Here is a 17,264-nt window from a genome sequence, read left to right on the forward strand (position 1 = left end):
TTGTAGGGAATTTGTGTCAGTCCCTGTAGGAGCTGCCGAAGGCTGCGATCTTTTGATCTTCGGCGATGGCATCATCACCCTAATCAAGATCAAAAGATCGCAGCCTTCGGCAGCTCCTACAGGGATGGAGTCAAAGCCATGAAATTTGTTCCGGTAGCAAAAAGCCCCGGCTCTTTCGAGTCGGGGCTTTTGCGTTTCAATGGCTGCCGCTTACAGCGTCGGGTAGTCGATGTAGCCGACCGGGCCCTTGGCATAGAACAACTCCGGGCGCGCTTCGTTAAGCGGTGCGTCGGCCTTCAAGCGTGCCGGCAGGTCCGGGTTGGCAATGAAGGGTACGCCGAAGGCGACTGCATCGGCCTTGCCGCTGGTGAGCAATGCGTTGGCGCTGTCCTTGGTGAAACGCTCGTTGGCAATGTAAGGGCCGCCGAAAGCTTCCTTGAGTTGTGGGCCGAGGCTGTCGGCGCCTTCTTTTTCGCGCGAGCAGATGAAGGCGATGCCACGCTTGCCCAGTTCGCGAGCGACGTAGGTGAAGGTTTCGGCCAGGTTGTCGTCGCCCATGTCATGCAGGTCGGCGCGTGGCGACAGGTGCACACCTACACGGCCGGCACCCCAGACTTCGATGGCGGCGTCAGTCACTTCCAACAGCAGGCGGGCACGGTTTTCCAGGGAACCGCCATAGTTGTCGGTGCGCTGGTTGGTGCTGCTTTGCAGGAACTGGTCGAGCAGGTAACCGTTGGCGGCGTGGATTTCCACACCGTCGAAGCCGGCGGCTTTGGCGTTCTCGGCACCGACGCGGTAAGCGTCGACGATGTCGGCGATTTCAGCGGTTTCCAGGGCGCGCGGCACCGGGAAGTCGGCCAGCGGACGAACCAGGCTGACGTGGCCCTTGGGCTGGATGGCACTCGGGGCTACCGGGGCTTCATCGTTCAGGTACAAACCGTGGGAAATGCGACCCACGTGCCACAACTGCAGGAAGATCTTGCCGCCCGCGCCATGGATGGCCTTGGTCACGTTGGACCAGCCACGTACCTGATCGTTGGACCAGATGCCCGGGGTATCGGGGTAGCCGACGCCCATTGGTGTCACCGAAGTCGCCTCGCTGAGGATCAGCCCGGCGGACGCACGCTGTACGTAGTACTCGGCCATCAGTGCGTTGGGTACGCGGCCTTCGTCGGCGCGGCAGCGGGTCAGCGGTGCCATGATGATGCGGTTGGCCAACTCGAGGTCGCCCAGTTTGATTGGATCGAAAATAGTCGTCATGAAGTACAACCCTCGTGAGGTTTCAGGTGATTAGTGGGTAGCAGGTGCCAGATCGGGATTGCCGCTCTGGCGGAAAGTAATCAGGGTCACCAGCAGGGCGAGTACCGCCAGTACGGCTGCCGCGAGTGGCACGCTGGTCAGGCCGAAGCCATGGGCGATCACACTGCCGCCGACCCAGGCACCCAGGGCGTTGCCGATATTGAAAGCACCGATGTTCAGGGTCGACACCAGGTTCGGTGCGGCTTTGCCGAACGTCACCACGTTTACTTGCAGCGCCGGTACGGCGGCGAAGCACGCGGTAGCCCAGAGGAACAGAGTGATTTCGGTCGGGATCAGCGCGACGCTGGTCCAGGTCAGCACGGTGGACACCACGGCCATGGTCACGAACACACCGATCAGGGTCGCGGCCATGCCTTTATCGGCCAGCTTGCCGCCGATGATGTTGCCTACCGTCAGGCCCAGGCCGATGAGCATCAGGGTCCAGGTCACGCCACGGGGCGAGACGCCAGTGACTTCGCCCAGCAGCGGCGCGACGTAGGTGAACAGGGTGAACACCGAGGCGGCGAACAGTGCCGTCATGCTCAGGGACAGCCAGATGCCAGCGCCCTTGAGTGCAGCCAGTTCGGCGCGCATGTCGAGTTTTTCTTCGTCGCGCTTGGCCGGCAGGAAGCGGATCAGACCGATCAGTGCAATCACACCGATCACGGTCACGGCCCAGAAGGTCGAACGCCAGCCGGCTTCCTGGCCGAGGGCGGTGCCCAGCGGTACGCCGAGGACGTTGGCCAGGGTCAGGCCGGTGAACATCAGGGCCACGGCCGAGGCACGTTTGTTCGCCGGCACCAGGCCGGCAGCCACCACCGAACCGATGCCGAAGAAGGCTCCGTGGCACAGCGCGGTGACCACACGGGCAAACATCAGCACGTTGTAGTCGCCGGCCACTGCGCAGAGCAGGTTGCCGATAATGAAGATGCCCATCAACGCCACCAGGGCGGCCTTGCGCGGCAACCGTGCGGTGGCCAGCGCCATGAACGGCGCACCGATGGCCACGCCCAGGGCGTAACCGGTCACCAGCCATCCGGCACCGGGAATCGACACACCGAGGTCGGCCGCCACGTTGGGCAGCAGGCCCATGATGACGAACTCGGTGGTGCCGATGGCGAAGGCACTCAAGGCCAGGATGAGTAGCGAGAGGGGCATCGTTTAATTCCTTTTGGCTTGCTGACGTGGGGGGCGTTCTCAATTGGTTTTCCCGGCGCTGTATGAAAACCAATTGAGAACGCCCCCACAGGGTCAGAGCTCTTTACTGAAGGTTTTGAGGAACTCCTGAATGGTTTCCTCATTGCGTTTGAAAAAATGCCACTGGCCGACTTTGCGGCTGCTGATCAGGCCGGCGCGTTGCAGGGTCGCCAGGTGTGCCGACACCGTGGACTGCGACAGGCCGCAACGTTGATCGATCTGCCCGGCGCAAACGCCGTGCTCGTTGCTGTGGGACTGGTCGGGAAATTCGACGGTCGGGTCCTTGAGCCAGTGCAGGATTTCTCGCCGTACTGGGTGTGCCAGGGCTTTTATTATTTCGTCGAGATTGATGGTCATGATGTGGGCTCGTGATGTGTAAAACGCTATATCGCGATGAGGCGAACTTTAAATCGGTATTTCGCGATATACAAATATGATTTGGCTCTGACCAGCTCACATTTCGGTATATCGAGTTATAACGATACGTTGAGTGTAACAAGACAAGGGGGCAGTGCTAAGCTGCGCCCATGAACTATCTCGCACATCTTCACCTCGGTGGCCAGCGTCCCGGGCAATTGCTCGGCAGTCTGTATGGCGATTTCGTCAAGGGACGCCTGCAAGGGCAGTTCGCTCCGGACATCGAGGGGGCTATCCAGTTGCACCGCAGCATTGACGTGTTCACCGATCGCCATCCTCTGGTGGATGTCGCGTTGTCGCGTTTCTCCCTGACCCGTCGTCGCTATGCGGGGATCGTGCTCGACGTGTTTTTCGACCATTGCCTGGCCCGGGATTGGAGGCTGTATGCCGATCGGCCTCTGGAGCTGTTCACTTCGGACGTTTATCGCGTGCTGTCCAGTGAGCGGCAACTGCCGGAGCGGCTGGCGAAGATTGCGCCGCACATGGTGGCCAATGACTGGTTGGGCTCGTATCAGGAATTCGAAGTGCTGGAGCAGGTGTTGCGCGGGATCTCGCGGCGCCTGACCCGGCCGGAGGAACTGGCGGCGGCAATGCAGGAGTTGCGGCAGTTGTATGAACCGTTGAGCGAGGACTTTCGGTTGTTCTATCCGCAGTTGCAGGATTTTGCGCAGAACCGCTGACACAAATCTCCTGTAGGAGCTGCCGCAGGCTGCGATCTTTTGATCTTGTTTTTAAAAAATCAAAGTCAAAAGATCGCAGCCTGCGGCAGCTCCTACAGGGGTGTGTTATGCGGCGATCAGTTCGCCGGCACGACGTGGCTCGACCGGTTTGGACACCTCCCCAAACAACGCCTTCTGCACCGCCTGCTGCGCCTCGAACGCCAGCGCCGCGCGCTCCCGGCCTTCACAAGCGATTGGCTTGAGCAGATGAATCTCCACGCCACCACGGTCATTGGCGAACAGGCGCATCAGGTGCGACAGCAGATCATCGTCGCCAATGAACGGTGCCAGCGCGCAAGGCTCGCCGTCACGCACATAACGGATCGCCACCGGCTGCAGCGCCACTTCGGAGTCGATGGCGGCGGACAGCAGGCGACCATGGAAGGTGCGCAGCGCACGGCCATCGGTGGTGGTGCCTTCCGGGAACATCAGCAGTGGGTAGGCCTGTTCCAGATGGCGGGTCATCTGCTTGCGGATCAACTGGCTGTCACCCGAGCCGCGACGGATGAACAGGCTGCCGGCCTTGGCCGCCAACCAACCGGCCACCGGCCAGGTGCGCACTTCGGCCTTGGACAGGAACGACAGCGGCGTGAGCATGCCCAGTAACGGAATGTCGGTCCAGGACACATGGTTGCTGACCCAGAGCATCGGTGTCTTCGGCAGCTCGCCGTGGACGGTCACGTCAAAGGGCAGGGCGTTGCCCAGGCGGGCCATGAAAAATCGCGACCAGCGCTGACGACGCGCCATCGAATGGGCCAGGCCCAGGCGTTCGAACACGCCGAACACACTGGCCATGCCCAGGCCCAGCGTCACCACCATCAGCACTCGCGCGATTCGCGCGTACACCCGCAACCGGCTCATTACACAGCCGCCTTGAAGTGTTTGGCGTAGCGCGGGCAGAGTTCGTCGCGCTTGAGCAGGATGAACACGTCGGCGACCTGGAAGTCTTCGTCCCAGCACGGCTCGCCGCAGATCTTCGCGCCCAGGCGCATGTAGGCCTTGAGCAGCGGTGGCATTTCGGCGATTACGTTGGACGGGATGTCCAGGCTTGGCAGCGGGTTTTTCGGCTCTGCGCGCAGGTGTTCGGTGCACAGGTAGCGTTCGCGCAGACGCTGCATGATCGCATGGGCCTGCACGCCGCCATCCTGCATCGGAATGCTCGCGCAGCCCATCAGGTAGCTGTAGCCGCCCTGGTTCAGGACTTCGGCCAGTTCGCCCCAGAGCACGGCGATGGTGCCGCCGTTGCGGTAGGCCGGGTCGACGCAGGTGCGACCGATTTCCAGGATCGGGCCTTGCAGGTGCACCAGGCCGTGGAGGCTGAATTCTTCTTCGCTGTAGAATTTGCCCAGGCTGCTGGCAGCCGTGTGGTCGAGCAAACGGGTGGTCGCCACCAGGCGCCCGGTGTTCAAGTCACGCACGCCGATGTGGGCGCAGTGGACGTCGTAGTCATCCATGTCCAGACCCAGTTCAGCGCCCTTGAGCTTGGCGTTGAATTCGCCGCTGAACACGTTGAAACGCAAGGCCTGGGCTTCCTGCAGCGCCTCGGCGCCCACCAGGCGTTCGGCTTGCAGGCGGCGTTCGTTGGCGGTGTCGCTGATGCGGGCGATCTGAGTCATGGCGAATCTCCGTGCGGGCTGCTCACCCGTCTTTGGGCTACAGCGAATCGACTTTCTTTGTCTAGCCGTGTTGTGCAAAGTCAGGCTATGTAGCCCCGGTGTCATCGCCATTAAGCTTTGGTGATGCTTATATGACAGCCCTCGAGGAGCCTCTTATGCCCTGGCAAACCCTGTTGAACCGCCGTGATCGCTTGCCCGCCAACCCGGACCTTGCCGAAGGTTTCGCGACCTTGTTGCAGCAGTTGGGCACGGTCACGCCGTTTGAATTGGCCGTGCTGGGCGGGCGGCGGATGGCGACGCCGGGGCTGGCGTTTCTGGTGGGGTATCAAGCGGCATTGCGCATGCTCTGGCCGAGCGCGCCACTGAGCCTCGGCGCGTTGTGCGCCACCGAACAGCGCAGCCTGCGCCCGGCCGACATGCAGACCCGCCTGAGCGGTTTGCGCCTGAGCGGACGCAAGGATTTCGTCACCGCCGGCGATGCCGCCGACTGGTTGCTGGTGGCGGCACGCAGCGAGGAGCCCGGCACCGATCCGCGCTTGAGCCTGGCGGTGATCTATCGCGATGAGCCGGGTGTGCGAGTGGAAAAACTGGCGCCGATTCCGTTGATGCCGGACATCAGCCACGGCCGGCTGTTTCTGGATAATGCCTTGTGCGAATTGCTCGCCGGGGACGGCTGGGATGCGTACGTCAAACCGTTCCGCACGCTGGAAGACATCTATGTACTGAGTGCCATGACGGCGTGGCTGCATGGGGTCGGCCAGGACTGTGCCTGGCCGCCATCCTTGCAATTGCGTCTGCTGGGGCTTTTGGCAGGGTGCGCGGAAACCAGCCGCCAGCCACCGAGCAGTCTGGCCGGGCATGTGGTGCTTGGCGGGTTGTTCGCGCAGTTTGACGCGCTCAAGACTGAGGTGAATGAGGCCCTGGCCGGTGGGCCCCCGGAGTGGGCGGCGATGTGGCAGCGCGATCGAGCGGTGATGGATCTGGCGGCGGGAGCCCGGGGGAAGAGGTTGGCCAAGGCACTGGCAGGCCTTTGACGATCCTTGTAGGAGCTGCCGAAGGCTGCGATCTTTTGACTTTGTTTTTAAAAGCAAGATCAAAAGATCGCAGCCTTCGGCAGCTCCTACAGGGGTCGCGTGAGTGTCATTTAATTGGGCTAGGCTGACCCGGTTATTCCCTGTGAGCCCCCGCCATGCCCAAAGGCTTGTCCCTGATTTTCCTGCTGTTGCTCAGCCTCACGGCCCAGGCTGAAAACTGGCCCGCCGAGCAATGGCCGACCACCCAGACGCCGACCGGCCCGGCGCTTCAAGCGTTGGAGGCCTACGCCTTCCCGTCCCGCGATGACAGCACTCGCCAGGGCATTCGCACCGATGCCTTGCTGGTGATCCGCGACGGCCAGTTGCTCTACGAAGGCTATGCCGGCCCGACGACGGCCGAGACGCCGCACCTGACCTGGTCGATCAGCAAGAGCCTGATGGCTACGGTCCTCGGCATGGCCTATGGCGAAGGCTTGTTCAAACTCGGTGACCCGGTGGCGAAGTTTTATCCGCCCCTGCAAAAACATCCCGACATGACCATGGCTGACTTGCTGCACTGGGCCTCGGGCCTGGACTGGCAGGAGGACTACGAATACGCCCCGCTGAAATCTTCGGTGGTGGCCATGCTCTACACCCGCGGGCACCACGACATGGCCGCGTTCACTGCGGCGCATGCTGCGTACGCAGCGCCGGGTCAGGTATTCCGCTACTCCAGCGGCGACAGCAACCTGTTGTCCGCCGCGCTGAAAACCATCGTCGGCCCCGACCCCTATCCCGACTATCCATGGACTGCAGTGTTCGAACCGCTGGGCATTCGCCACGCCGTTTGGGAAACCGATGCCGCCGGCACGTTCGTCGCGTCGTCCTATGCCTACCTGACGGCACGGGATCTGGCCCGGGTCGGTCTGTTGATGGCCCGCGAGGGGCGCTGGGGAGACAGGCAGCTGCTACCCAAGGACTGGGTGGCGTTCAACCGCGAGCCGTTCGCTCGCTATCATGCCCACGAAGACGATGCCGTCCCCGGCGGCCACTGGTGGCTCAATCGAGCGGTTGAGGGCGCGGCACAACCCTGGCCCGATGCCCCCGCCGATACCTTCGCGGCGCTGGGGCATTGGGGGCAGGCGATGTATGTGATCCCCAGTGAACAGCTGGTGATCGTCCGCTACGGCGATGACCGCGACGGCAGTTACCGGCACAACGAATTGCTCAGGCTCGCGCTCAAGGCCTTTGCCGGGAAGGTGCAGCCATGACCGGGTTCATCCGTCGTCGACCGGTCAGTTCGCTATTGCTGATTGTGCTGATCGCCTTGCTCGGCTGGATCTGGCACGAGCGGGTGGCGCTGTGGGCGTTCCCCGACATCATCAGCGCCTACACCGCCAAGGAATACTGTTCGTGCCGCTACGTGATGAACAATGACACCGAGTACTGCCACGGTTATGTGAAACAGTGGCTGCCCGCCAGCGGCCTTACCGATGACCCGACCGGCAAGCGTGTCACGGTCAGCGGCATGGGTCGCAGCAACGGCGCGGTGTGGGTCAGCGAGCGCCAGGGCTGCCGCTTGCAGCCCTGATATCCCTTCAGGTTCCACTCTGTGGAACCACATTCGATTGTCCTGGCGCGCGACTCGCGGTTATCTGGCGGTGAGCGCGACCTGCCTTTGACGTGTCGCGAAATCACTGCGAACAACAAGAACGGGACTACACCCGGCCCGAGGACAATCGTCATGACCCGATATCAGCACATCCTTGCCTGGCTCAACGACGTGGCCAGCGATCTGCACGCCACCCGCCAGGACATCCACGCCCACCCGGAACTCGGCTTCGAGGAAAACCGCACCTCGGCGCTGGTGGCCAAATCCCTGGCGGATTGGGGCTACGAGGTGCACACCGGTATCGGCAAGACCGGTGTAGTCGGCGTGCTGCGTAATGGCAGTAGCCCGCGCAGACTCGGTTTGCGGGCGGACATGGATGCGCTGCCGATCATCGAGAACACCGGTGCAATCTACAGCAGCCAGCATCAGGGTTGCATGCACGCCTGTGGGCATGACGGCCACACCACGATGCTGCTGGGCGCGGCGCGCTACCTGGCGGCGACACGCCAGTTCGACGGCACCCTGACGTTGATTTTCCAGCCTGCCGAAGAGGGCCAGGGCGGTGCCGAAGCGATGCTTGCCGATGGCCTGCTAGAACGTTTCCCCTGCGATGCGCTGTTTGGCATGCACAACATGCCGGGGCTACCCGCCGGCCATTTGGGTTTTCGTGAGGGGCCGATGATGGCCTCGCAGGATTTGCTTGACGTGACCATCGAAGGTGTCGGCGGCCACGGTTCGATGCCGCATCTGGCAGTCGATCCGCTGGTGGCGGCGGCCAGCGTGGTCATGGCCCTGCAGACCGTGGTCGCGCGCAACATCGATGCGCAACAGGCGGCGGTGGTCACGGTGGGCGCGTTGCAGGCGGGGGAGGCGGCCAACGTCATTCCACAACAGGCAATCCTGCGCCTGAGCTTGCGGGCACTGAATGCCCAAGTGCGCGAACAGACCCTCGAACGCGTGCGCGCAATCATCGAATCCCAGGTCCGGAGTTTCGGTTGCAGTTCGCGCATCGAACATCGTCCGGCCTACCCGGTGCTGGTCAACCATGCAGCCGAAACCGAATTCGCCAGGCAAGTCGGCGTTGATCTGGTCGGTGCCGATGCGGTCGATGGCAATACCCCCAAACTCATGGGCAGCGAAGACTTCGCCTGGATGCTGCAACGTTGCCCCGGCGCCTACCTGTTCATCGGCAATGGCGTGTCGCGGCCGATGGTCCACAATCCCGCGTATGACTTCAACGACGACATCCTGCTGACCGGTGCCGCGTACTGGGGCGCACTGACCGAGAGCTGGCTCAAGCCGGCCTGATTTCCTCACTTTCTACTGCCGCCGGACCGGGTGCGCGCTGCCGTGCCCGCCGTTACCCAACAGGTTTTTGGAGAGTTCCCCCCATGCAGACTTCGAGCACAGGCGTTTCGCGCACCCGGCAGGTGGTCGCCGCGGTTATCGGCAACGCGCTGGAATGGTATGACTTCATCGTTTACGGCTTTCTGGCCAGCATCATCGCCCGGCAGTTTTTCCCCTCTGACGACGAATACGCCTCCTTGCTGATGGCCCTGGCGACATTCGGCGTCGGCTTCTTCATGCGTCCGGTGGGCGGCATCCTGCTGGGGATGTATTCGGACCGCAAAGGGCGCAAGGCGGCGATGCAGATGATCATTCGCCTGATGACTGTCTCCATCGCACTGATTGCGTTTGCACCGAACTACGCCGCTATCGGCATGGGTGCGCCACTGTTGATCGTGGTCGCGCGGATGCTGCAAGGCTTCGCCACGGGCGGCGAATACGCCAGCGCCACGGCGTTCCTGGTGGAAAGCGCACCGGCGCACCGCAAGGGCTTGTACGGCTCGTGGCAATTGGTCGGGCAATGCCTGGCGGTGTTCTCCGGGGCGGCGATGGTCGCATTGTTCACCCATCTGCTGTCCCCTGAGGCACTGGAGAGCTGGGGCTGGCGGATTCCGTTTGTGCTGGGTTTGCTGATCGGCCCGGTCGGGCTGTGGATTCGCAAGCACATGGAGGAACCGGAGGAGTTTCTCGAAGCACGCAAACAGGCCAAAGGCGCGAGCCCAAGCCTGATGCAAGTGCTCCGCGAACACACGCGCAGCATTCTGGTGTCCATGGGCCTGGCCTGTGGCGCGACCGTGTCGTTCTACGTGGTGCTGGTGAACATGCCAACCTTTGCCCACAAGAATCTCGGCCTGCCGCTGGATCAGGTGTTGCTGGTGCAAATGCTCGCGGTGGCGCTGATGACCGTGATCATTCCGTTGTCTGGCGCACTGTCGGACCGACTCGGCCGGCGCCCGGTGTTGATGGCCTTCACCCTGGCGTTTTTCCTGATGGTTTATCCCTTGTACGTGTGGGTGGCGGCGGCGCCGTCGGTGGAGCGTTTGCTGGTGATGCAACTGTTGCTGTGCAGTGCGATCGGCGGTTTCTTCGGCCCGGCTCCGACCGCGCTGGCCGAGCAGTTCCCCATCGAAGTGCGTTCCACCGGTGTGTCGGTGGCTTACAACGTCGCGGTCATGGTCTTCGGCGGGTTCGCGCCGCTGATCGTCACTTGGCTGAGCAAGGTCCTGGCGACTCCGGTGGCGCCATCGTTCTACGTGTTGTTCGCCTGCTTGCTGACGTTGCTCGGCACCTACTGCATGCAAGAAGCACCGCGGGCAAAAAGATCCGTTGAACTCAATCTTGGGGTGAAACCTTGAGCAGCAATCCGATTGTTGAAATGGACGCCGATGCGCTGTCCCGGGCCATTCATGGGCGGCAGGTGTCCTGTCGCGAGGTGATGCAGGCGTATCTGGCGCAGATCGAACGCTTCAATCCACAGGTCAATGCGCTGGTGTCCCTGCGCCCGGCCAAGGCATTACTGGCAGAGGCCGACGAGTGTGATCGCCAACTCGACCGGGGCCAGTCCCGAGGCTGGATGCACGGCATGCCGCAGGCGGTCAAAGACCTGGCGGCCACCGCCGGTTTGCGCACCACGATGGGCTCACCGCTGTTCGCCGAGCAGGTTGCGCAACACGACGCCATCAGCGTGGCGCGGGTGCGCGACTGCGGGGCGATCATCATCGGCAAGAGCAACGTCCCGGAATTCGGCCTCGGCTCGCAAACCTACAACAGCGTGTTCGGCACCACCACCAACGCCTACGATCCGACCTTGATTGCCGGTGGCAGTAGCGGCGGGGCGGCGGTGGCGCTGGCGTTGCGCATGCTGCCGGTGGCCGACGGCAGCGACATGATGGGTTCGCTGCGCAATCCGGCGGCGTTCAACAACGTCTATGGATTGCGTCCGTCCCTGGGGCGTGTGCCGTTCGGGCCCGGACCTGAGATGTTTGTCCAGCAACTGGCCACCGAAGGACCGATGGGCCGTACGGTCACCGATGTTGCCCGTTTGCTCGGCACCCAGGCCGGGTACGATCCGCGTGTGCCGTTGTCGCTGACTGAAGATCCGGGGATATTTCACCAGTCGTTGCAGCAGGATTTCAGGGATGTGCGGCTCGGCTGGCTGGGGGACTACAACGGCTACCTGCCGATGGAGCCCGGTGTCATGAGCCTGTGTGAATCGGCGTTGCAGGACTTCGCCACGCTGGGTTGCAAGGTCGAGGCCTGCCAGCCGGATTTCTCCATGGAACGCCTGTGGCAAACCTGGCTGGTGCATCGCCACTGGCTGGTGCAAGGCAGCCTCGGCGGGTTGTATGCCGATGCGCAAAAACGCGAACACCTCAAACCCGAAGCCCGATGGGAAGTCGAGGGCGGGTTGCGTCTGACGGCGGCGGATGTCTATCAGGCCTCGGTCAGTCGCAGCGAGTGGTATCGAGCACTGAACGAATTGTTCGATCGTTACGACTTCCTGTTGTTGCCCACCGCCCAAGTGTTTCCTTTTGATGCACAAACCCCTTGGCCGCGCGTTGTTGGCGGGCACGCCATGGACACCTACCACCGCTGGATGGAAGTGGTGATCGGGCCGACCCTGGCCGGGTTGCCGAGCATGAGTGTGCCGGTGGGGTTCAACCCCGCCGGACTGCCGATGGGCCTGCAAATCATGGGGCGGGCCCAGGCTGACCTTGCGGTTTTACAACTGGCGTATGCCCATGAGCAGTTGACTCAATGGGTCAAGCGCTGCCCGCCCGGTTGTCTGCAAAATGCGTGAGCCCAGCGGACAGGCCCGCATCTTGCTGCGCAAAGTGATCATCCATCTGCGCTTAGGGAGATCGAACCTATGGAGAGCAAGGCAGAAACCGGTAGCGTGCGTTCCGTCGAGCGCGCCCTGGCGATTGTCGAGTTGCTGGGTGAGCATCAGGCTTTGGGGCTGGAGGAGTTGCACTACCTGACGAGCCTGCCCAAGGCCACGGTGTCGCGCATGTTGCTGACCTTGCAGGAGCAGGGCTGGATCTATCGCGGCCTGAGCGACCGGCGTTATCGCTTGTGCGCCAAGCGCCTGTTTGGTGACAGTCAGCAGCGCTTCAAGCGGCGTCTGGTGGAAAACGCCGCGCCGCTGTTGCTGGAGTTGAGTGAGCGCACCGGGTTGGTGGCGGACCTGTCGTGCTTTGACGGCGAGCGGATCGAAGTCATGGAAAGCGCGATCCCGACGGTGCTGCGCAAGCGATACCCGAACAACTGCCAGATCGTCGGCCAGCACGCCAGCCTGTTCCATTCGGCCATGGGGCGGGCCTGCCTTGGCGAGCTGGACAGCCATGAAGTGGAGCGTCTGGCCAGCCGTGAGCGAATGACGGACGAGTCCCTGTTCAACACCACTGAGCAGGCATTGCATCAAGGCTTCGGCCAGCGCACCGAGGGTTACTGGGAGTATCCGGTGCGCCTGCCGTTCCTGATTCGCGCGGTGGCCCTGCCGATCCGCACCGATGGCCGCCTGGTCGGCAGCATGGCGCTGCACTGGCCGATGGATCAGGCGCCGGTGGAGCGAGTACTCAACCTGCACCTCAACAGCCTGGCCACGACCATTGGCAATGTGCAGCAGGCGATGGCCTGAATTGGAACTTGTGGTGGTTTAGAGACTCAAGGCAACACATTTCTTGCAACCTGTGGCAGGCCGGTTAAGGTTCAGCACAGGTTTCTCTGCCTTACGAGTCTCTATGTTCAAGCGCTCCGCCCTCCGATCCCTCGTTTTTCTGCTGCTGACGGGTGCTGCATTGTCGGCCCGCGCCGACTGGTACCTCGATGGCGAATCTTCACGCCTGTCGTTTGTCAGCACCAAAAACGCCAATGTTTCCGAAGTGCAGCGCTTTCTGGTGCTGCACGGCAAGGTCGACCCCCAGGGGCTGGCGCAGGTGGAAGTCGAACTGGAGTCGATCAACAGCGGCATCCCGTTGCGCGATGAGCGCATGCGCAAGGAGCTGTTCCAGGTCGAGCGGTTCCCCGACGCCTTGATCACCACGAAAATCGATCTGCGCCCGATCAACGACCTCGCTCCCGGTGCGCAGCTGGAATTGCGCCTGCCGCTGATGGTCGACCTGCACGGCAGGCAACACGAGTATCAGGCCGAACTGCTGGCCACCCGTCTCGATGACCGGCGCTTCCAGGTGGTGACCCTCGAACCGCTGGTGGTCAACGCCGAGGATTTCGATCTGGCACCGGGTCTGGAAACGTTGCGCAAAATGGCCGGCCTCTCGGCCATCAGTCTTTCGGTGCCGGTGGGTGCGGTGCTGATTTTTACGGCGCGTTGACATGGCTGGAGCGATTTTTCCCTGGCGCGAAGGCAACCACTTCGAACTGCTGATCGATGGCCCGCAGTTTTTTCCGCGCATGCTGGTGGCGATTGCCCGCGCAGAAGAACAGGTGGAGCTGGAGCTGTATCTGGTGGAGGCGGGCGCTTGCGCCGAAGCCATGGTCCAGGCATTGGTGCAGGCCGCCGAGCGCGGTGTGCGGGTGCGCTGTCTGTTCGATGATTACGGCAGCCTCGCCTTCACCCTGGCCTTGCGCCAGCGACTGATGGCCGCCGGGGTGGAGCTGCGTTTCTACAATCGCCTGAGCTGGCGACGCTGGGTCGGCAACTTCTACCGCGATCACCGTAAATTGTTGCTGGTGGACCAGAGCCTGGCCGTGGTCGGCGGCACGGGCGTCACCGATGAGTTCTGGACGCCGGGCGAAGACGTCAGCGAATGGCACGAAGTGATGGTGGAAATCACCGGCCCGCTGGTGCTCGATTGGCAGCTGCTGTTCGATCGTCAGTGGATCGCCAACCGCCATCGCCGCGCCTGGCGGCCGGCCTCGCATTTCGGCTTGCCGCGGTTACCCCGTGTACCGTCCAGTGGCGAGGGCATGGGCCGGGTGGCCTATGCCGACGCCCGTCAACACCGAGACATTCTGCAATCGCTGGTGCGCGCCCTGAACAGCGGTCAACGACGGATCTGGCTGGCCACGCCGTACTTTCTGCCGACCTGGAAAGTCCGCCGTTCCCTGCGCCGGGCGGCTGCCCGCGGCGTGGATGTGCGCTTGCTGCTCACTGGCCCGCGTACCGATCACCCCTCCGTGCGCTACGCCGGGCATCGCTACTACCCGCGACTGCTCAAGGCCGGGGTGAAGATCTACGAATACCAGCCGTGTTTCCTGCACCTGAAAATGGTCCTGATCGACGACTGGGTGAGCATCGGTTCGTGCAACTTCGATCACTGGAACCTGCGCTTCAACCTGGAAGCCAACCTGGAAGCACTGGACCCCGGATTGACCCGAGCGGTGGCGGCGAGTTTCGAACGGGATTTCGGGTTGAGCGAGCAAGTCAGCCTGGAGGAATGGAAGCGCCGACCACTGTGGAAACGGGTCAAGCAGCGGGTGTGGGGATGGGTGGATCGGGTGGTGGTGAATCTGCTGGATCGACGCGGTTGATCCCAATCCTTCAAACACCAGAAACCTAATGTGGGAGCGGGCTTGCTCGCGAAAGCGGTCTGTCAGTCGACATCATCATTGACTGACACTCCGTCTTCGCGAGCAAGCCCGCTCCCACATTTGTATTGCGTTGTTGCCGGGTTTACAGCAACTCAAAACTCTGCTGCGTCACGTCCTCTGAATCCAGGCCGATCTGCACGTTGAACTTGCCCGGCTCCGCCGCGTATTTGAGCTGGGTGTTGTAGAACTTCAGGTCATCCTCGGTGATGGTGAAGTGCACGACCTTCTGTTCGCCGGCCTTGATCATCACTTTCTGGAAGTTCTTCAGTTCCTTGATCGGACGGATCATCGAGCCTGCCACGTCCTGGATGTACAACTGCACCACGGTTTCACCGTCGCGCTTGCCGGTGTTTTTCACCGTGACACTGGCGTCGAGCTTGCCGGTCTTGTTCAGCGTGGTCGACGACAGGGCCATGTCGCTCAGGCTGAACTCGGTGTAGCTCAGGCCATAGCCGAACGGGTAGAGGGGACCTGTGGTGTCATCGAAGTACTGCGAGGTGTAGTTGCCCGGCTTGCCCGGGGTGAACGGCCGGCCAATGGTCAGGTGGTTGTAGTAGGTCGGAATCTGGCCGACCGAACGCGGGATGCTGATCGGCAGTTTGCCCGACGGGTTGTAGTCGCCGAACAGCACGTCGGCAATGGCGTTGCCGCCTTCGGTGCCGGTGAACCAGGTTTCGAGGATCGCGTCAGCCTGTTCTTTCTCTTCGAGGATCGTCAGTGGGCGACCGTTCATCAACACCAGCACCAGCGGTTTGCCGGTGGCTTTCAGGGCACGGATCAGCTCGCGCTGGTTTTCCGGGATGTTCAGGTCGGTGCGGCTCGACGATTCGTGGGACATGCCACGGGATTCGCCAACGGCGGCAACGACGACATCCGCATCCTTGGCCGCTTTCACCGCTTCGTCGATCAGCACGTTCGCCGGGCGCGGGTCATCCACCACTTCCGGGGCGTCGAAGTTGAGGAAGTTCAGGTAGCCGAGGATTTTCGGGTCGCTGGTGATGTTGGCGCCACGGGCATAGATCAGCGTCGATTTATCGCCCAGTGCGTTGGTCATGCCGTCGAACAGGGTGACGGACTGCGCAGGCTTACCCGCGGCGGCCCAACTGCCCATCATGTCGATGGGCGCCTTGGCCAGCGGACCGACCAGCGCGATTTTCGCGGTCTTCTTCAGCGGCAGGGTCTGGTTCTGGTTCTTCAGCAACACCTGGCTGCGGCGTGCCACATCACGGGCCTCGGCGCGGTGCAGGCGGCTGTCGGCGTAGGTGTCGACCGGATCGTCCTCGGCCTTGCCGATGCGCAGGTACGGATCCTTGAACAGGCCCATGTCGTACTTGGCATCGAGCACCGCACGCACGGCGTTGTCGATGTCGCTCTGCTGGATCTCGCCGGACTTCAGCAGCCCTGGCAACTCTTTGCCGTACAGGGTGTCGTTCATGCTCATGTGGATGCCGGCCTTGATCGCCAGCTTCGCCGCTTCGCGACCGTCGGCGGCAACGCCATGCTTGATCAGCTCGAAAATCGCCCCGTGGTCGCTGACGGCCAGGCCCTTGAAGCCCCATTCCTTGCGCAGCAGGTCGTTCATCAGCCAGGTGTTGGCGGTGGCCGGCACGCCGTTGATCGAGTTCAGCGCGACCATGACCCCGCCAGCGCCGGCATCGATGGCGGCGCGGTACGGTGGCAGGTAGTCCTGGTACATCTTCACCGGGCTCATGTCGACCACGTTGTAGTCGCGGCCACCCTCGACCGCGCCGTACAGGGCGAAGTGCTTGACGCTGGCCATGATGCTGTCGGCCGCGTTCGCGCCAGTACCCTGGAACGCCTTGACCATCACGCCGGCAATGCGCGACACGAGATACGTATCTTCGCCGAAGCCTTCGGAAGTACGGCCCCAACGCGGGTCGCGGGAGATGTCGACCATCGGCGCGAAGGTGATGTCGAGGCTGTCAGCCGCGGCTTCCTTGGCGGCGATGCGCCCGGACAGGCCAATGGCATCCATGTCCCAACTCGAGGCCAGGGCCAGCGGGATCGGGAAAATGGTGCGGTGGCCGTGGATCACGTCGTAGGCGAAGAACATCGGGATCTTCAGGCGGCTGCGCATGGCGGCGTCCTGCATCGGCCGGTTTTCCGGACGGGTGATCGAGTTGAACGTACCGCCGATGTTGCCCGCTGCGATTTCCTTGCGGATCATTTCGCGAGGCATTTCCGGGCCGATGCTGATCAGGCGCAACTGGCCGATTTTTTCATCGAGGGTCATTTGCTTCATCAGGTTGCTGACGAAGGCTTCCTTGTTCTCCAGGGGTGCGGGCGTCGTGGCGGCCAATACGTTATGACTGGCCAGGCTGACGAACAGGCCCAGCAAACACAGCTTCTTCATGAATAGTTTTCTCAAGGGCCCAAACGGCGATATGCACGCCGGCCAGCCAAAATTTAGGGAGCGTCTATTGTTGTTCGGGTGCGGGCTCAAAAAATCAGAGCCAAAAAACGACAGCCA

Annotated in this window: 16 protein-coding genes; 10 read left to right on the forward strand and 6 right to left on the reverse strand. The window is 62.4% G+C overall.

Translation table 11 applies throughout. The annotated features are described in order from the left end of the window. Nucleotides 1–210: 210 nt before the first annotated feature. The 3 genes from ACEN83_RS06045 to ACEN83_RS06055 form a co-directional block, all read right to left on the reverse strand. Nucleotides 211–1,260, reverse strand: a complete 1,050-nt coding sequence (locus ACEN83_RS06045; RefSeq protein WP_102701037.1) for an alkene reductase — start codon at nucleotides 1,258–1,260, stop codon at nucleotides 211–213. Between the two features lie 30 nt (nucleotides 1,261–1,290). Further along, a complete protein-coding gene (locus tag ACEN83_RS06050) occupies nucleotides 1,291–2,457 on the reverse strand; it encodes an MFS transporter (RefSeq protein ID WP_007976713.1) in 1,167 nt (388 codons plus the stop codon). A gap of 93 nt (nucleotides 2,458–2,550) precedes the next feature. Then, nucleotides 2,551–2,853 carry an ArsR/SmtB family transcription factor gene (locus tag ACEN83_RS06055; protein ID WP_007983055.1) on the reverse strand — a complete coding sequence of 101 codons (303 nt, stop codon included), beginning with the start codon at nucleotides 2,851–2,853 and terminating at the stop codon, nucleotides 2,551–2,553. Between the two features lie 170 nt (nucleotides 2,854–3,023). Here ACEN83_RS06055 and ACEN83_RS06060 point away from each other — a divergent pair, with 170 nt between their 5' ends. Beyond that, nucleotides 3,024–3,593, forward strand: a complete 570-nt coding sequence (locus tag ACEN83_RS06060; RefSeq protein WP_495579761.1) for an acyl carrier protein phosphodiesterase — start codon at nucleotides 3,024–3,026, stop codon at nucleotides 3,591–3,593. Between the two features lie 105 nt (nucleotides 3,594–3,698). Here ACEN83_RS06060 and ACEN83_RS06065 read toward each other — a convergent pair whose 3' ends face one another. Beyond that, nucleotides 3,699–4,493, reverse strand: a complete 795-nt coding sequence (locus ACEN83_RS06065; protein ID WP_495579762.1) for a lysophospholipid acyltransferase family protein — start codon at nucleotides 4,491–4,493, stop codon at nucleotides 3,699–3,701. After that, a complete protein-coding gene (gene olsB / locus ACEN83_RS06070; RefSeq protein WP_007976720.1) occupies nucleotides 4,493–5,248 on the reverse strand; it encodes an L-ornithine N(alpha)-acyltransferase in 756 nt (251 codons plus the stop codon). The genes ACEN83_RS06065 and olsB overlap by 1 nt, the downstream gene beginning before the upstream one ends. 155 nt (nucleotides 5,249–5,403) lie before the next feature. Between olsB and ACEN83_RS06075 the strand changes: the two genes are divergently transcribed. From ACEN83_RS06075 to ACEN83_RS06115, 9 genes are all read left to right on the forward strand, one after another. Continuing rightward, complete coding sequence (locus ACEN83_RS06075; RefSeq protein ID WP_495579763.1) at nucleotides 5,404–6,282, forward strand: acyl-CoA dehydrogenase family protein; 879 nt, start codon at nucleotides 5,404–5,406, stop codon at nucleotides 6,280–6,282. A 155-nt stretch (nucleotides 6,283–6,437) separates the two neighbouring features. Continuing rightward, complete coding sequence (locus tag ACEN83_RS06080) at nucleotides 6,438–7,532, forward strand: serine hydrolase domain-containing protein (protein ID WP_495579764.1); 1,095 nt, start codon at nucleotides 6,438–6,440, stop codon at nucleotides 7,530–7,532. Then, the gene (locus ACEN83_RS06085) at nucleotides 7,529–7,852 is read left to right on the forward strand and encodes an amidase (RefSeq protein ID WP_495579765.1); all 324 of its coding nucleotides are present in this window, start codon (nucleotides 7,529–7,531) and stop codon (nucleotides 7,850–7,852) included. The genes ACEN83_RS06080 and ACEN83_RS06085 overlap by 4 nt, the downstream gene beginning before the upstream one ends. A 153-nt stretch (nucleotides 7,853–8,005) precedes the next feature. Beyond that, a complete protein-coding gene (locus ACEN83_RS06090; protein WP_495579766.1) occupies nucleotides 8,006–9,181 on the forward strand; it encodes a M20 aminoacylase family protein in 1,176 nt (391 codons plus the stop codon). 83 nt (nucleotides 9,182–9,264) lie between these two features. Beyond that, complete coding sequence (locus ACEN83_RS06095; protein ID WP_218485615.1) at nucleotides 9,265–10,575, forward strand: citrate-proton symporter; 1,311 nt, start codon at nucleotides 9,265–9,267, stop codon at nucleotides 10,573–10,575. Then, on the forward strand, nucleotides 10,572–12,020 hold the full coding sequence (locus tag ACEN83_RS06100; RefSeq protein WP_495579767.1) for an amidase: 1,449 nt from the start codon (nucleotides 10,572–10,574) through the stop codon (nucleotides 12,018–12,020). Before ACEN83_RS06095 ends, ACEN83_RS06100 begins: the two co-directional genes overlap by 4 nt. A 69-nt stretch (nucleotides 12,021–12,089) precedes the next feature. After that, a complete protein-coding gene (locus tag ACEN83_RS06105; protein ID WP_116580188.1) occupies nucleotides 12,090–12,860 on the forward strand; it encodes an IclR family transcriptional regulator in 771 nt (256 codons plus the stop codon). 103 nt (nucleotides 12,861–12,963) lie between these two features. Beyond that, nucleotides 12,964–13,554 (forward strand): YceI family protein, encoded by a 591-nt coding sequence (locus tag ACEN83_RS06110; RefSeq protein ID WP_495579768.1) that lies wholly within the window; start codon nucleotides 12,964–12,966, stop codon nucleotides 13,552–13,554. Nucleotide 13,555: 1 nt separating this feature from the next. Then, nucleotides 13,556–14,713 (forward strand): phospholipase D-like domain-containing protein, encoded by a 1,158-nt coding sequence (locus ACEN83_RS06115; protein ID WP_116580190.1) that lies wholly within the window; start codon nucleotides 13,556–13,558, stop codon nucleotides 14,711–14,713. Between the two features lie 142 nt (nucleotides 14,714–14,855). Here the strand turns inward: ACEN83_RS06115 and bglX are convergent, their stop codons facing one another. Then, nucleotides 14,856–17,147 carry a beta-glucosidase BglX gene (gene bglX, locus ACEN83_RS06120; RefSeq protein WP_495579769.1) on the reverse strand — a complete coding sequence of 764 codons (2,292 nt, stop codon included), beginning with the start codon at nucleotides 17,145–17,147 and terminating at the stop codon, nucleotides 14,856–14,858. Between the last annotated feature and the right edge of the window lie 117 nt (nucleotides 17,148–17,264).

It is taken from the genome of Pseudomonas sp. Pseusp49 (genome assembly GCF_059491875.1).

What these genes read in the sequence shown, in the direction of transcription:
- ACEN83_RS06045 (WP_102701037.1), bottom strand. Translation starts at nt 1,260, where the DNA reads ATGACGACTATTTTCGATCCAATCAAACTGGGCGACCTCGAGTTGGCC.
- ACEN83_RS06050 (WP_007976713.1), bottom strand. Translation starts at nt 2,457, where the DNA reads ATGCCCCTCTCGCTACTCATCCTGGCCTTGAGTGCCTTCGCCATCGGC.
- ACEN83_RS06055 (WP_007983055.1), bottom strand. Translation starts at nt 2,853, where the DNA reads ATGACCATCAATCTCGACGAAATAATAAAAGCCCTGGCACACCCAGTA.
- ACEN83_RS06060 (WP_495579761.1), top strand. Translation starts at nt 3,024, where the DNA reads ATGAACTATCTCGCACATCTTCACCTCGGTGGCCAGCGTCCCGGGCAA.
- ACEN83_RS06065 (WP_495579762.1), bottom strand. Translation starts at nt 4,493, where the DNA reads ATGAGCCGGTTGCGGGTGTACGCGCGAATCGCGCGAGTGCTGATGGTG.
- olsB (WP_007976720.1), bottom strand. Translation starts at nt 5,248, where the DNA reads ATGACTCAGATCGCCCGCATCAGCGACACCGCCAACGAACGCCGCCTG.
- ACEN83_RS06075 (WP_495579763.1), top strand. Translation starts at nt 5,404, where the DNA reads ATGCCCTGGCAAACCCTGTTGAACCGCCGTGATCGCTTGCCCGCCAAC.
- ACEN83_RS06080 (WP_495579764.1), top strand. Translation starts at nt 6,438, where the DNA reads ATGCCCAAAGGCTTGTCCCTGATTTTCCTGCTGTTGCTCAGCCTCACG.
- ACEN83_RS06085 (WP_495579765.1), top strand. Translation starts at nt 7,529, where the DNA reads ATGACCGGGTTCATCCGTCGTCGACCGGTCAGTTCGCTATTGCTGATT.
- ACEN83_RS06090 (WP_495579766.1), top strand. Translation starts at nt 8,006, where the DNA reads ATGACCCGATATCAGCACATCCTTGCCTGGCTCAACGACGTGGCCAGC.
- ACEN83_RS06095 (WP_218485615.1), top strand. Translation starts at nt 9,265, where the DNA reads ATGCAGACTTCGAGCACAGGCGTTTCGCGCACCCGGCAGGTGGTCGCC.
- ACEN83_RS06105 (WP_116580188.1), top strand. Translation starts at nt 12,090, where the DNA reads ATGGAGAGCAAGGCAGAAACCGGTAGCGTGCGTTCCGTCGAGCGCGCC.
- ACEN83_RS06110 (WP_495579768.1), top strand. Translation starts at nt 12,964, where the DNA reads ATGTTCAAGCGCTCCGCCCTCCGATCCCTCGTTTTTCTGCTGCTGACG.
- ACEN83_RS06115 (WP_116580190.1), top strand. Translation starts at nt 13,556, where the DNA reads ATGGCTGGAGCGATTTTTCCCTGGCGCGAAGGCAACCACTTCGAACTG.
- bglX (WP_495579769.1), bottom strand. Translation starts at nt 17,147, where the DNA reads ATGAAGAAGCTGTGTTTGCTGGGCCTGTTCGTCAGCCTGGCCAGTCAT.